Annotated in this window: 15 protein-coding genes; 3 read left to right on the top strand and 12 right to left on the bottom strand. The window is 44.2% G+C overall.

Annotated elements, in window-relative coordinates:
* Together BO48_RS10815 and BO48_RS10810 are read right to left on the bottom strand one after the other, a co-directional pair.
* Positions 1 to 608: IS256 family transposase (locus BO48_RS10815; protein ID WP_496367480.1), on the bottom strand; the 608-nt coding region annotated here is incomplete at its 3' end.
* 335 nt (positions 609 to 943) lie between these two features.
* Complete coding sequence (locus BO48_RS10810) at positions 944 to 1,837, bottom strand: SDR family oxidoreductase (protein WP_496367479.1); 894 nt, start codon at positions 1,835 to 1,837, stop codon at positions 944 to 946.
* Between the two features lie 199 nt (positions 1,838 to 2,036).
* On the opposite strand from BO48_RS10810, the gene BO48_RS10805 reads away from it, so the two are divergent.
* Complete coding sequence (locus BO48_RS10805; RefSeq protein ID WP_496367478.1) at positions 2,037 to 2,711, top strand: SDR family oxidoreductase; 675 nt, start codon at positions 2,037 to 2,039, stop codon at positions 2,709 to 2,711.
* 73 nt (positions 2,712 to 2,784) lie between these two features.
* Here BO48_RS10805 and BO48_RS10800 read toward each other — a convergent pair whose 3' ends face one another.
* The 3 genes from BO48_RS10800 to BO48_RS10790 form a co-directional block, all read right to left on the bottom strand.
* Positions 2,785 to 3,303 carry an isochorismatase family protein gene (locus BO48_RS10800; protein WP_496367477.1) on the bottom strand — a complete coding sequence of 173 codons (519 nt, stop codon included), beginning with the start codon at positions 3,301 to 3,303 and terminating at the stop codon, positions 2,785 to 2,787.
* A gap of 36 nt (positions 3,304 to 3,339) precedes the next feature.
* Positions 3,340 to 4,170 (bottom strand): alpha/beta fold hydrolase, encoded by an 831-nt coding sequence (locus tag BO48_RS10795; protein WP_496367476.1) that lies wholly within the window; start codon positions 4,168 to 4,170, stop codon positions 3,340 to 3,342.
* A gap of 98 nt (positions 4,171 to 4,268) precedes the next feature.
* Positions 4,269 to 5,792, bottom strand: coding sequence for an AbgT family transporter (locus BO48_RS10790; protein WP_496367475.1), 1,524 nt, complete (start codon positions 5,790 to 5,792; stop codon positions 4,269 to 4,271).
* Positions 5,793 to 6,187: 395 nt separating this feature from the next.
* Between BO48_RS10790 and BO48_RS10785 the strand changes: the two genes are divergently transcribed.
* A complete protein-coding gene (locus BO48_RS10785; RefSeq protein WP_496367474.1) occupies positions 6,188 to 6,391 on the top strand; it encodes a helix-turn-helix transcriptional regulator in 204 nt (67 codons plus the stop codon).
* Position 6,392: 1 nt separating this feature from the next.
* The gene (locus tag BO48_RS10780; RefSeq protein WP_496367473.1) at positions 6,393 to 7,082 is read left to right on the top strand and encodes a DUF3169 family protein; all 690 of its coding nucleotides are present in this window, start codon (positions 6,393 to 6,395) and stop codon (positions 7,080 to 7,082) included.
* 258 nt (positions 7,083 to 7,340) lie between these two features.
* Here the strand turns inward: BO48_RS10780 and BO48_RS10775 are convergent, their stop codons facing one another.
* From BO48_RS10775 to BO48_RS10745, 7 genes are all read right to left on the bottom strand, one after another.
* Entirely contained in the window at positions 7,341 to 8,330 is a 990-nt protein-coding gene (locus BO48_RS10775) for a zinc-binding dehydrogenase (protein ID WP_496367472.1), read from the bottom strand.
* Between the two features lie 24 nt (positions 8,331 to 8,354).
* Positions 8,355 to 8,762: a hypothetical protein gene (locus BO48_RS10770; RefSeq protein ID WP_496367471.1), complete on the bottom strand. Its 408-nt coding sequence runs from the start codon at positions 8,760 to 8,762 to the stop codon at positions 8,355 to 8,357.
* A gap of 42 nt (positions 8,763 to 8,804) precedes the next feature.
* Complete coding sequence (locus BO48_RS10765) at positions 8,805 to 9,386, bottom strand: TetR/AcrR family transcriptional regulator (RefSeq protein ID WP_496367470.1); 582 nt, start codon at positions 9,384 to 9,386, stop codon at positions 8,805 to 8,807.
* 12 nt (positions 9,387 to 9,398) lie between these two features.
* Positions 9,399 to 10,613, bottom strand: coding sequence for an MFS transporter (locus BO48_RS10760; protein WP_496367469.1), 1,215 nt, complete (start codon positions 10,611 to 10,613; stop codon positions 9,399 to 9,401).
* A 110-nt stretch (positions 10,614 to 10,723) separates the two neighbouring features.
* Positions 10,724 to 12,109 carry an MFS transporter gene (locus BO48_RS10755; protein WP_496367468.1) on the bottom strand — a complete coding sequence of 462 codons (1,386 nt, stop codon included), beginning with the start codon at positions 12,107 to 12,109 and terminating at the stop codon, positions 10,724 to 10,726.
* Positions 12,110 to 12,252: 143 nt separating this feature from the next.
* Complete coding sequence (locus BO48_RS10750; RefSeq protein ID WP_496367467.1) at positions 12,253 to 12,987, bottom strand: DUF429 domain-containing protein; 735 nt, start codon at positions 12,985 to 12,987, stop codon at positions 12,253 to 12,255.
* Between the two features lie 55 nt (positions 12,988 to 13,042).
* Positions 13,043 to 13,279, bottom strand: a complete 237-nt coding sequence (locus tag BO48_RS10745; protein ID WP_496367466.1) for a single-stranded DNA-binding protein — start codon at positions 13,277 to 13,279, stop codon at positions 13,043 to 13,045.
* Between the last annotated feature and the right edge of the window lie 4 nt (positions 13,280 to 13,283).

Raw genomic sequence — 13,283 nt, 5'->3', positions numbered from 1 at the left:
ATCATGAAGCCGACGATTTCACGATAATGTTCAGTGGTCACAGCCTGGGCAATATACACCGCCTTTGACACGATACGATGGTTTTCACGGACTTTGATGTACATGGCATCGACGTACAGAAACTCGTAATCCTGCGCGTGTAAGGCACGATTCTGAAATGCCTCGATTTCCGGATCCAGTCGGTCCATCACGCTGGAAACAAATGATTTGGACACTGATTCCCCACATAAAGTTTCCACGATTTTCGTCACTTTACGGGTCGAAACACCGCTGATGACAGACTCCATCAAAGTCAGGACCAATGACTGGTCCATGCGTTGATAGCGTTCAAACAGTTCCGTCGAAAACTCGCCGGAACGCGTGCGCGGCACTTTCAAAGTGATTCGGCCGACCGGCAGCTTATAGTCTCTTTGATAATAACCATTGCGCATATCCTGACGATCTTCACTGCGTTCACGATTCTTGGCCTGTACAAATTCATCCCGCTCGGCTTCCATATACGCATTAAATACCGCGACGGCCAAGCCTTTGGTCACTGAATTTAAATCACTGCCAAGAATCTCTTCTGTTAATTGGTCCATATCTAAGTTAAAATTTAATTGAGTCATTTCATATCTCTCCTATCAATGTGTGGTGTGGTAACTAACATTGTACTACAGAGGATGATTTGACTCATTTTTTCTTTATTACACAATTATATGGGCACAATCAAACGAACATCCGATAGCGCTCCAACAGAGCTTCGATCACATTTCGAAGCGCCGATAACTCTCCAACAGAGCTTCGATCACAAAACGAACATCCGATAGCGCTCCAACAGAGCTTCGATTTCATTTCGAAGCGCCGATAGCGCTCCAACGGAGCTTCGATCACAAAACGAACATCCGTTAACTCTATATGTACGAAAAAAGCACCTCAATATTGAGGTGCTTTTTCATTACTTTTATAGATCTGTCGGCATACCGCCTGTAATTCCGAATATTTGTCCGGTAATATAGCTGCCTTCGTCTGAAGCAAGCAACACGTACGTCGGCGCGAGTTCCGCAGGCTGACCTGCGCGTCCGAGCGGCGTTGCCTGGCCGAATTCAGGAATTTTACCTTCCGGCTGCCCGTTATCCATCTGAAGCGGCGTCCAAATTGGTCCCGGTGCCACGCCGTTTACACGGACGCCTTTTTCGGAAAAGTATTTGGACAGTGATACTGTCAGGTTACCGACAGCGCCATTTGTCGCCGCATAGTCCATCATCGCCGGACTCGGATCGAAGTTGTTGACTGATGATGTCATCACAATCGCACTGCCCGGGTCCAGATGTTTCTCTGCAGCTTTGACCGTTTCGAACATGCTGATGATGTTCACTTTAAACGTATCCTCCACTTGCTTTATAGAGATATCTTTAAGTTCGGTCTGCGCAATCTGCTGTGCCGCATTCAGCACAAGAATATCGAGTGCACCGAATTCTTCGACCGTTTTATCTACAATCTCACTCGCTGCTTTATCTTCACGTAAGTCATATGGCAGCAGCAATGCTTTTCTGCCTTCTTTTTCAATCAGTTCTTTTACTTCATTGGCGTCTTCCTCTTCGCCTGGAAGGAAATGAACGGCCACATTCGCACCTTCACGTGCATAGGCGATTGCCGCCGCACGGCCGATACCTGAATCGCCGCCAGTGATTAAGGCATTACGCCCTTCCAGACGGTTATGACCTTTATAGGATTCTTCTCCACAATCCGGCACCGGATCCATCTTGCTCTGAAGCGCCGGTGTATCCTGCGCCTGATCCGGGAATTTACCCGTATGATACATCTCGCGTGGATTGTTCAAGTTTGAGTTACCCATTTATATTCATCTCCTGATTTATATTATTCGGTAATTTTAATGTTTAAATGACCTTACATTTATAATAAATACCCTTTGCCCTGATGAATTAAACTCATTTCCCATATATTTCACGCATTATGCTAATAAGTTGAAGTTACGGTTTCATGTCTTTAACATACTATGTGAATGATAAAAAAACACGATAAGGAGCGGTATGATGAATGTTCTAGTCATTGGCGCAAACGGACAGATTGGTCAGATTGTCGTCGACAAACTACAGAATCACGACGCGCATGAAGTTGTTGCAGGCGTCCGTAAAGAAGAACAGAAACAGGCTTTTGAAAATAAAGGGATCAACTCCACTTTCATCGACTTGGAAGGATCTATCGAAGACATGGAGAAAGCGATGGAAAACGTTGAAGCTGTCGTATTCTCAGCTGGCTCCGGCGGTGAGACCGGTGCGGATAAAACGATGATGATTGATTTTGACGGCGCGGTGAAATCCATTGAAGCGGCCAAAAAAGCAGGCATCAAACGTTACGTCATTGTCAGCGCAGTCAATGCAGACAAGCGTGAATACTGGTCGTACAATAATGAGGAAATCTCCATTGGCGGCTATTACTTCGCAGCAAAACACTATGCAGATGTGTGGCTTCAAAATTCAGGACTCGATTATACAGTCATCCGTCCGACATTGCTCTTAAATGAAGCAGGCACAGGAAAAGCTGAAATCGCCAAAAATGTGGAACAAGATGGGAAGAAACTTGAAATCCCGCGCGAAGATGTTGCGAATATCATCGTCGCCTCCCTGGACCACGACAATACAATCGGTAAATCATTCGACGCCACTGGCGGAGACGATGACATCGATGAAGCAGTAAAAAAATTATAACAACAAAATGAAAACCGGAAAATCCCGATAAGGGTTTTCCGGTTTCGTTATGTCCATAAAAATTTTAAACAAGTTATATTTTGAACTCTGTTTCTTCCAAATACTTATTTTCTACGACTCCGGACCAGTCGATGACCGTTCCCACAAAATCCACGATATCCAGCCTAGTCATTTCATAAGTGTCTCCGGTGTTAACTGTACTGCACAAATCTTCAATGACTGTGACTTTATACCCCCTGTCTGCTGCAGCAATCGATGTGAATAAAATGCAGAACTCCATGTTGAAGCCGGTAATATAGACTTCATCGATTCCTGACGCTTTCAAAATTTTGTCCAGGTCAGTATTTTTGAATGAAATCGGATAACGTTTTTCCAGAAGCTCATCTGTATGCTCCAGAATCTTATCGGGTATTTCCGCACCCGGCGTCCCGTTTTCTACCGGACTCCCTGCGGCCTCATCAATATGTTTTAGTGTGATCACTTTATCGTTATTGCATCTGAAGTGTTCAGCAAGCTTACTTATATTATCCACCAGCTTATTATTACTCTCTAAAAACCCGTTCTGTACATCGATCACCAGCAATGCTTTCATAATCATCCTTCCCTCTTTCGTAATCATTCTTTCTTTTTAAACTGTTCCTGCAATAAATCCCTTAAACTTTTCTTCTTCTTCAATATCCGGACTATGGTTGCTGTATTCAAAAGTTTCTAAAGTACCATTCGGCATTAATTCAGCCGCTTCTTCGCTGAAAAGGTGGGGACACTGTGCATCATGGCGGCCACAGTAAATAAACGCTCTGACAGACGACGTTTTCAATTGTTCCCTGACATCATAATCTCGCAATTCTGCTGTAAAATAATCTATCTTATGTACCAGTGTGCGTCCGCTCATCTTCCGGTTAAGCATTTCATAATACGCCTCTTCTCTGTAAAGCGACATCATTAACCATTCTTTTGAGAGCTCTATCCTTTGTTCACGCGTTGTACCCGGCTGTCTCATCTCTTCAAATATTTCCATCATCCTTTTATTGTTCGGATTATTTGTACAATAAATGCTGTCCGGATGATACATATAATCTCCTGATGCACAAAGCCCGCCTGCAATAATTTTCGTCAGCCTTTCCGGAAACATCACGGAATATTTCAGTGCCAGAAACCCACCGGTAGAATGTCCGGAAAAACCCCACTTATCAATATTCAATGCATCCCGCACCGCTTCCAGGTCATGGATGGCGTCGTCCATGCTGTAGGAGTACTCGTCAATCTGATCATCCGTTTTACCTGCACCTCTCAAATTAATGATAATAACCTTATAATGCTCGCTCAGGTTTTGAGACATGATATCTCCATTTTCATTGAACTCACTGTACAGATGAGTATAAGCCAACGGCTCCCCTTTACCGCGGATGAATATTTCAAATTGCCCTCTGTCTGTTTGAATCACTTTATGTGTGAACATGCTGCATCTCCTTTCATGTGTCCAGTTTAATTTTACAGTTACATTGATTCACTAAAATAAAAGCCGGGAGAATTATTCCCAGCTTTTAAGTATATAAATTACTGTCCGCTTTCAAGATAAGTTCCGACACCCGGACCGTAAGGCAGTCCTGTGAAGTAGAATATCGCAAGCAGGATGATCCATGTAATTAGAAATGCGATGGAATATGGCAGCATCAATGAAATATACGTACCGATGCTGGCATTTTTATCATAACGTCTCATGAATGCGAGAACGATGACCATGTACGGGAAAAGCGGTGTGATGATATTTACTGACGAGTCCCCGATACGGTAGGCGACTTGTGTGAATCCCGGATGATATCCCAGCTGCATGAACATCGGCACAAATATCGGTGCCTCAATCGCCCATTTGGCAGAACCTGAGGTGATCAGGAAGTTCAGCAGTGATGTCAGCAGTACGTAACCGACGACCAGGCCAAACCCCGTAAAGTTTATATCCTGAAGGAACTCCGCCCCATTTACAGCAATCCATGTGCCCAGATTGGACCATGTAAAGTAAGCGATAAACTGGGCAATCGCAAATACCAGAACAATATATCCCGCCATGTCTTTGATGGAGTCTGTCATGTAATCCGTAACATCTTTACCTGACTTTATCTTGCCGGTAACAATACCGAATGTCACACCGATGATGATAAAGAAGAATAGTATCAGTGGGACAATACCGTCAAGGAACGGTGATGGCACAATAGTGCCGCCCTCACCCCTCAACGGGCTGTCAGGCATGATGATAACACCAATTATAATAATCCAGTAAAGGAGACCGGCACCAGCTGCAGCAAAGAATGCTTTCTTCGCGTTCGGCAGTTCTTCCGTACTTTCTTCCTCGACTTCGTCCCCTTTATATTTACCAAGTCTCGGTTCAACAAGTTTTGAGGTTAGCATTCCGCCGACAATTGTCAGCACGAATACGGACACAATATTAAAGTACCAGTTATCCACCGGTGTCACGACCATGGCTTCATCAACAATCGCAGCCGCTTCTGTAGATATACCTGATAAAAGTGCGTCAGTACCTGCGACGAACAGGTTCGCTGTGAAGCCTGCGCCGGCACCGGCATAACCCGCTGCAAGACCCGCAAGCGGATGCCTTCCAACTTTATAGAATACTAAAGCTCCAAGCGGCGGGATGATGACCATCGCTGCGTCGGAAGCAACGTTACCCATGATACCGACAAATACCAATGTATATGTCAGCAGTGCCGGCGGTGATTTCAGTATCGTTTTACGGATGGCATAATCCAGTAAACCGACTTTCTCTGCAAGCCCGATACCGAGCATCATCGCAAGAACTAATCCAAGCGGTGCAAACCCTGTAAAGTTATCCAGCATGGAAGTGAGAATAAACTGCAATCCGGCTCCGGACAACAGATTTTGAATTGGAAGCTCCTCACCTGTACCAGGATGGATGACAGATGCCCCTGCCACACTGAATATGTATGACAGTATAATCATAAAAATCGCGAGTAAGACGAATAGAACGAATGGGTCCGGCAGTTTATTACCGACACGTTCTATGATATCGAGAGCCTTTGCAACAAAACCTTTCTTTTTTGTCATAGTACACCTCTCTTTGGAAAGTAATATAAACCTTCTTAACGCACCCCATTTACAGCAACTTTTCCGTGTCTTCAAGAAAGCGATTTCAAGATAATTAAACCATTTTCTGATAGTTCCGTCAATATAGAGCTGTCAATTAAATACATACATCCTTATATTATATTTGTCATTTTGACAATTAAATTTGTCATTAAGTAAACTTTCTGTTACACTTTAATCAATCGGAGGGATTGAAAATGAAATTCGGTAATTATCATATAGATTATACATTTTTGATTATGGCTGCTGCGATGCTCCTTATCCCTTTTTTTCAGATGCACCGATGCTCTGGGTCGGCGCCATAGTGGCTGTCATTCTTGGAATGAAGAAAATCGAACCTGAAGAGGATGATTATTATGAGAACTAGATTACGTGAACTCCGCGCAAGAGACCGGCTCAATCAGACGGAACTTGCCAAACTTGCGAAAGTTTCCAGACAGACGATCAGCCTGATCGAGCGTGAGGATTATATCCCTTCACTGCTGATTGCAAAACGTCTGGCGAAAATTTTCGATGAACCGATAGAGGAGATTTTTATTTTCGAAGAGGAGGAATTATAGGATGAAACGTACATTAAGAACACTGATGTATTTATTTCTCGGGGCAATTGCGTGGCTCGTGCTCAGTATTATCGCGACAAGCACCAGTGATATGAACATGGATGGTATCTACTACTGGATCGGGCTCGTAACGCTCGCCGCTTCAATCATCCTGGCAATTGTCAGCGTATATCTTTACAGACAGCTCAAAACGGTCGCAAGTGACTATACGAAATATATGGACATGGATGCCTATGATATTTACCGTTACAACAAGTACAATGATCTGCAGGTCGTCAATACGATGGCAACGATGCTGTCTATCATTGCTCTTTCAATATTTATGATTATCGAATTTCATTTTGCATGGATACTGATCTCGGCTGTCACATATCTTGTCGTTCTCTATCTGACAGTCGTTCAGACAGGTATGGTCAGCAGTTTATATCCAGACAGAGATCTGCCCAAGCCCGGCGATAAAAAGTATGCTGAAAAACTGATGGCAGCAAGTGACGAAGGTGAGCGCCACATTATGTTGAACGGGTTGTATAAAACGTATAATTTCCTTCAGACCGGATTATTTCTCGGGATTGTGATTTTGATTTTCTACTCCATCATTACCGGAGAATCACAAATATTCTCGATCATTCTGATTGCGGTCATTCTGATTATCTCTCACTTGAAATATTCAATGGAAATCCGTGAGAAATGATATAACGCTGCTCATTTGGCTTCGATTTTCAGGCTGAGTGAGCAGTTTTTATTGAGATCTGCTCACTCGGGATAATTTTTTGTCTCAGGTGAGCAGGCTGCCGTTTAGATCGGATGATTTTTCATGCTAACTAAACGGAAAGTGATTGGAAACGTTTAGATGCACCTGTTTTTTACTCTAACTAATCAGCCCAACACACAAAAAAACAGGAGTCCTCATCCCCCTCTAAGGGACGCCGACTCCTGTTCCAAATCAAGTCTATATCGTAAAGACGATTTTACCCATCATGCCCGCTTTGTCGAGTCTTTCGAATGCTGCTTCGAACTCGTCCAGCGGATAGCTCTGATCCATGACCGGCTTGATATCATGCTTCTCGATGAATGCGAGCATTTCTTCCAGTTCTTCTGTGCTCGCCATCGTCGATCCCAAAAGATTGTACTGGCCGTAGAAGAATTTACGGAGGTTGAAGTCCACCGTGTCACCGGCAGAAGCACCGAATGCAACGAGTGTTCCGCCGCGCTTCAGCTGATCGACGGACTTGTTGAACGTCACCGCACCGACACTCTCGATCACAACGTCAACTTTCTTGCCGTCCAGTGCTTCGTTCCAGTCCGTTTCGCTGTCGATTGCTATATCCGCGCCGAGGTCCAGGGCCGCCTGGCGTTTTTCTTCAGAACGTGAAGTCACAATAACTTCTGCGCCTGCAGCTTTTGCGAACTGCAGCAGGAATGTGCCGGCGCCGCCGGTTGCACCCGGAATCAGTACGGACATGCCCTTTTCAACTTTCGCTCTTGTAAATAAAGCCCTGTACGCTGTCATTGCGGACAATGCGAGAACACCTGCTTCTTCCCAGTTCAGGTGTCCCGGTTTCGGCAGCACGTTTTCTCCAGGCAGTACGATATACTCTGAAAAAGTGCCGTTGAACGGGAATCCGACAATCTCAAAACCTTCCGGCGGTGCCACATCATTTTCCTTCCATCCGAGTGAAGGGTTGATGATCACTTCGTCGCCGACTTTGACATTGCTGACACCGCTGCCGACTTCTTCGACAATACCTGCAGCGTCTGAACCGAGCACAAGTGCCGGATCATTTTCATCGTGACGTGCCGGTATGAATAAATCCCTGTGATTCAGACCTGCCGTCTTCAATTTCACTTTTACATCCGTATCTTTTAATTCGTCAATTTCAACCTCGCCATATTTCACGCCTTTTAAACTCTGTTCACCTTGATGATATACTGCTTTCATGAAATAAATCCTCCTTGAAATGAATTATTTTACCGGCTGTACTTTATAACCGCCTTGTTCTTCAATCATCTGCCAGTTCGATGATAATGCATTGCCGAGATCCAGTGCCTGACTTTCATCAAGCTTCAGACCGGACAATTTAAATTCATCCACCTGATAATCTTCATCGGCAATCTTGCCGAATTTCAATTTAATCAGGTTCTTCAGTCCGTTGAACGTCAGGAATTTGACCTTGTAGCCGTCTTCAAGCAACGTCTCAAGACCGATGGACTCATCCATATCAATCAGGAGACTAAAGTCCAGGTTTTCTTTCACTTTCTTAAATTCTTCAATATCTTTCTCCTGCACTTTCGACAGAATCTGATTGTTACTGTAGCCGTAACTCCTCAAATTCTCTATCGCATATGCATCCATTAACGTAATCGAATTCATCTTGTTCCTCCCTAATGCCGTGTTGATTCCATTATAACTGATTCAGGCTTTTATTCCTCGATAAAAAACCTGCCACACATTTTCACTGCTTTTTTTGGCCGCTTCAAAATTGTACAGCATACTCATCGTATCAATTCCGTCTACCATCATAAAGTACAATTCGTAAATCTGACGGCTGGACAGCGTTGAATCAATGTCCCCCTGTTCCTTACCTTCTTTAACCACGGCATCAAACATTTCAAATATTTTCTGATCTGCTTCCCTGTAACGGCCGATTGTATACTCTTCTATATCCACCGGCGGATATTTGAAGAACCGGTAATAAAATTCATTGTCCATCACCATCTTTTCATCACCCGGCAGATGTTCCATGAACAGTGTATATAAATTTTCAACGGCAGACCGGTTTTTATTGCTTAAAATCTCTTTGACAAATAAAAGATGCGTTTCGAAGTCGAGTGTCAGGACATCTTTGAATATATCCGCCTTACTGCTGTAGTGGGAGTATAGCGAGGGTTTTCTGATACCGACGCCCTCCGCGATTATTGACATCGACGTGCCTTCATAGCCTTTGGATGCGAAATGCGCTTTGCTGACGCTTAAAATTTTATCTTTAGTACTCAATCTATTCCCTCCTTATGTTTCAAGTCTCTGGAATCCTTTTGCTTTAAATAAAACAACCAGTGCAATGATCATTCCGATCGTTCCAAAACCGAGCAGGATGAGCTGGATTGAAATGCCGGCTGAGGTCATGCTGCCGACAATCGCATAGGCAATCGGATCGAAGCCGTTCATCGCAAGGAAAATCAGGCTCATGACCCGGCCCATCATCCTGTTTTCTGTTATTTCCTGTGTAGCGGTGAAGAACGGGATGAAGACGAATGCCATCGCAAGACCGATTAAAAATAACAGTACCGGCAGCAGCGTCAGGCTTTCTACAAAACTGAACACGATGTAGATGACGAGTGTGATGATCAGGCCGTAAAGTGCCGTCCGGCCTTTCCGCCTGATGTAATAGCTGCCGAGGACGACCGTCCCGATCAGCATGCCGAGGCTCAGACTCATTTCCATAATACTCAAGTTGATCGGTGTGCCGCCGTATAAGTCTGTTAAGAACGGTACCGCAATATGCAGCGTGCCGAATACGAAGAAGTTCAATGTTACCAGCACGATGATGCCGATGATCAGGAAGTTGGATTTCCTGACGTAATTGAAACCTTCGCTGAAGTTTTGCAGCGGTGTCTGTTTAACGGTATTTTCAACCGGTCCTTCTTTGATCAGCGGCGGGAATACGAATATCGCCGATAAGATGACCAGCATGAATCCGACAAAAAAGCTCATCGACACTGACCCGAATTCCATGATGATCCCGGCAAGCACCGGGCCGACAAGGAATGAAATCTGGTCCACACCTTGGAAATATGAGTTCGCTTTCTGCAGCTGCGCACGCTCCACAACTTTCGGAATCATCGATGTACTCGCCGGTCCGAAAAATGCATCCAGCATGCCGAACAGACCGCCGAATAACATGAACCAGCCGAGTGTCATAATATCTGTGAAGATGAATATCGTAATGAGTCCTAGCAGCAGCGCCTGGGCAATGTTCGTGCCGAACATGATGGTCGACTTTTTATAATTATCTGCGAGCACCCCGCCGTATATCATCATTATGAGCCTCGGCACAGTGATGACGATCAGCACGAGCCCGAGCATATCCGGCATGTTGAGTGTGCGGATGATATACCATGACGTCGTCGTTAGGAACATGCTGAAGCCTGTCACCGCAAAGATGCCGGCCATGAGCAGCATCATGAATGTTTTATTTTGAAATATGGATATTTCCTGTGTCATAAATTTTTCCTCTTTCTATTCAGCTACCTACCGATAGGTAGTATAGCATGGGGGCTTTAGCTTCACAATAAAAAATCCTTCCCGTAAAGGAAGGATTTGAATATAAGATTTTACTCCATCGCACGGTCCGGTATGACGAACTTCGCACACAGAAATGCAACGATGATGGCGATGACGTTCAGGCCGAACGCAACCATTGCCGACCCGCCGATTGACATCGGGCCATCCAGTGCTGTGTACAGCGAAATGATGATCGCAAGACCGAATGCCGCACCGAGTGTCGATGCCATCTTGAATATCGCAGATGCCACGCCGACTTTTTCAGGCGGTGTTGTCGATACTGCAGTATCGAGCGCCGGTGTTGCGAATAAACCGATACCGATACCGAATAGTGAGAATCCGATCAGACAGCTGATGATATATGCTGTGTCGCCGAGGAATGTCAGTGACAATAGGACAACCCCCACTGCAAGTATGATCGGTGAAACGACAATTGCCATTTTGGTGCCGTACTTTTTAATACTTTTCTCACCGACCCGTATTGTAAACAGAATCAGCACGACATACGGCAATGTGATAAGACCTGCTTCAAACGGTGTCAGAGCAAGCTCTGACTGTGTATAGATATTGAACAGGGCAATGGAACCGACTGTCGTATTCATCAGGAAGTTCGCGATGACCGTTCCGATATAAGCCTTATTGGAAAATATGGAAAAGTCGATGAACGGTTGTTTCATACGGTTTTCAACAATATAGAATGCGACACCCGAAACGATTGTAATGACAATGATTGCAATTGATACCGGACTGAACCATCCGAGTGCTTCACCCTGAGTAATATAAATGCTGAGTCCGCTCATGACAACGATGAAGATGAGCAGTCCGACATAGTCGAAACGGCCACTGTCTATCACTTTTTCCGAACGGATTTCTTTCAAGTCTTTAAGTAAAAACAGTGCAAGCACAGAAAGTGCGATGGAAATGATGAATATCCACTGCCAGTTTATAAATGTTGCGACTGTTCCGGCAAATAACGAGGCAAAACCTGTACCCCCGAACGCACCGATTGACCAGTAGCTGAGTGCACTTCTTCTCTTGTCACCTGTAAATAAAGTGTTGATGATTGAAATGGTCGCAGGCATCAGCATCGCCGCTGAGAAACCCTGCACAATACGACCAATGATCAGAATCGCCGGATTTGCGGTAATGATAATCATTAATGAACCAATAATACTTAAAATGATACCGGCATACGTGATTTTAACTTTCCCCAGCTTGTCGGAGAAATTACCCGCTGCCACCATGAAAATTCCGGTAATCAGTGACGTCAGACTGATCGATAAGTTAATGATTCCGGCACTCGCCCCCGCGTATGTTTCTTGTACATGCGGCCCGATATTTAAAAATGCCTGGGCGAAAAGCCAATAAGTGATGATGGATAGAACGATACCGAGAATGATCAGATTCCCTTTACGGCCCGTTTGCTGTTCCTCCATAAGAAAAACCTCCATTTCATGAAAACTTCCAATGTTTATTTTTAATATTTTATCAATTTATATTTCCAGTTTAACATGTTTCTTTTTTCACATACATGACAAACTCATGACTATTCGGAATCTATACAATTCTCTGTGCAAATCTACCCGTTCTGAAAGACCGGTATGACAATAAAGCCCTTATCGATCGTGCCGAACATCGTTTCTGAAGCGAGTCCTTCATAGATTGAATACACTCCGAATGCACACAGAAACGCGTCAACCTTATCTTCCAGATGTTTATGTGCTTTTTTCGTCTCCACTTCATCATTGATTTTCGATATCAGTCCGGAGATGCACTTATCTTCATTTTCAAGTTTATCAAATCTGTTGATAAGGCGCTCCATCTCTGATTTTGTTTCATCAAATTTAGTTTTTGGTTTTATTTTATATTTAATCGGGGCAATATCAGAAAACAGCCCGCTGACGATGCCAGTCGGAAATGTTTCTATAATGCTCGATTCTACTCTATCGAATCCGATCTGTATATTGGGGATTTCACTCTGAATCGTCTGCCTCAATGTTTCCCCGCGTATTTCACCGAATACTTTTGTGAAGTAATTCCGGTTTGAGTTGAAGGCTCTCAGACGGTGGCCGTTGATTACCGCACGCATCATTTCACCTTCTGCCCCGCGCGAACCGCCTTCATTCGGCACGATGAGCGGTGCATCAATGGCGATGGCCATATTTTCGGTGTGATGCTGTTTTATAACGTCCATTATCTCTTTATTCGAATAGACTTTTGAATCCAGGTATTCCACCCGGCCGGATGCATCCAGTACACAGAGACCCGTTTCATTTTTATAAGTCCATGCGAGATCGATACCGATGAATTTCATTCCATCCCAACTTTCCTGCAAGTAAAAAAGGAGTGTCGCCACCCCTTTATACATTCTAACCTATTTTCTTATATTGTTGCTGATTTGATGACGATTTATCGATGACTTCGACAGACTTCTTGCTGTTTGCTTTTTCCAGGAACAATCTGCCAAGCGCCGTTCTTTCCTCTGTCGGCAGTCTGTTCCATTTATAGCCTTTAAATAAGTCTTTCACTAAAAATACTTCACCGTCATTAAGAGACTTCGTTTCCTGCCAAGCTTTTTTCAATAACTGCTTCTCTTTTTTAGCCATGGTC

The organism is Lacicoccus kunmingensis DSM 17847 (genome assembly GCF_059568765.1).
The sequence above is the reverse complement of the archived record's forward strand: the minus strand, read 5'-3'. Positions and strand labels throughout refer to the sequence as shown.

What these genes read in the sequence shown, in the direction of transcription:
- BO48_RS10810 (WP_496367479.1), bottom strand. Translation starts at nt 1,837, where the DNA reads ATGGGTAACTCAAACTTGAACAATCCACGCGAGATGTATCATACGGGT.
- BO48_RS10805 (WP_496367478.1), top strand. Translation starts at nt 2,037, where the DNA reads ATGAATGTTCTAGTCATTGGCGCAAACGGACAGATTGGTCAGATTGTC.
- BO48_RS10800 (WP_496367477.1), bottom strand. Translation starts at nt 3,303, where the DNA reads ATGAAAGCATTGCTGGTGATCGATGTACAGAACGGGTTTTTAGAGAGT.
- BO48_RS10795 (WP_496367476.1), bottom strand. Translation starts at nt 4,170, where the DNA reads ATGTTCACACATAAAGTGATTCAAACAGACAGAGGGCAATTTGAAATA.
- BO48_RS10790 (WP_496367475.1), bottom strand. Translation starts at nt 5,792, where the DNA reads ATGACAAAAAAGAAAGGTTTTGTTGCAAAGGCTCTCGATATCATAGAA.
- BO48_RS10785 (WP_496367474.1), top strand. Translation starts at nt 6,188, where the DNA reads ATGAGAACTAGATTACGTGAACTCCGCGCAAGAGACCGGCTCAATCAG.
- BO48_RS10780 (WP_496367473.1), top strand. Translation starts at nt 6,393, where the DNA reads ATGAAACGTACATTAAGAACACTGATGTATTTATTTCTCGGGGCAATT.
- BO48_RS10775 (WP_496367472.1), bottom strand. Translation starts at nt 8,330, where the DNA reads ATGAAAGCAGTATATCATCAAGGTGAACAGAGTTTAAAAGGCGTGAAA.
- BO48_RS10770 (WP_496367471.1), bottom strand. Translation starts at nt 8,762, where the DNA reads ATGAATTCGATTACGTTAATGGATGCATATGCGATAGAGAATTTGAGG.
- BO48_RS10760 (WP_496367469.1), bottom strand. Translation starts at nt 10,613, where the DNA reads ATGACACAGGAAATATCCATATTTCAAAATAAAACATTCATGATGCTG.
- BO48_RS10755 (WP_496367468.1), bottom strand. Translation starts at nt 12,109, where the DNA reads ATGGAGGAACAGCAAACGGGCCGTAAAGGGAATCTGATCATTCTCGGT.
- BO48_RS10750 (WP_496367467.1), bottom strand. Translation starts at nt 12,987, where the DNA reads ATGAAATTCATCGGTATCGATCTCGCATGGACTTATAAAAATGAAACG.
- BO48_RS10745 (WP_496367466.1), bottom strand. Translation starts at nt 13,279, where the DNA reads ATGGCTAAAAAAGAGAAGCAGTTATTGAAAAAAGCTTGGCAGGAAACG.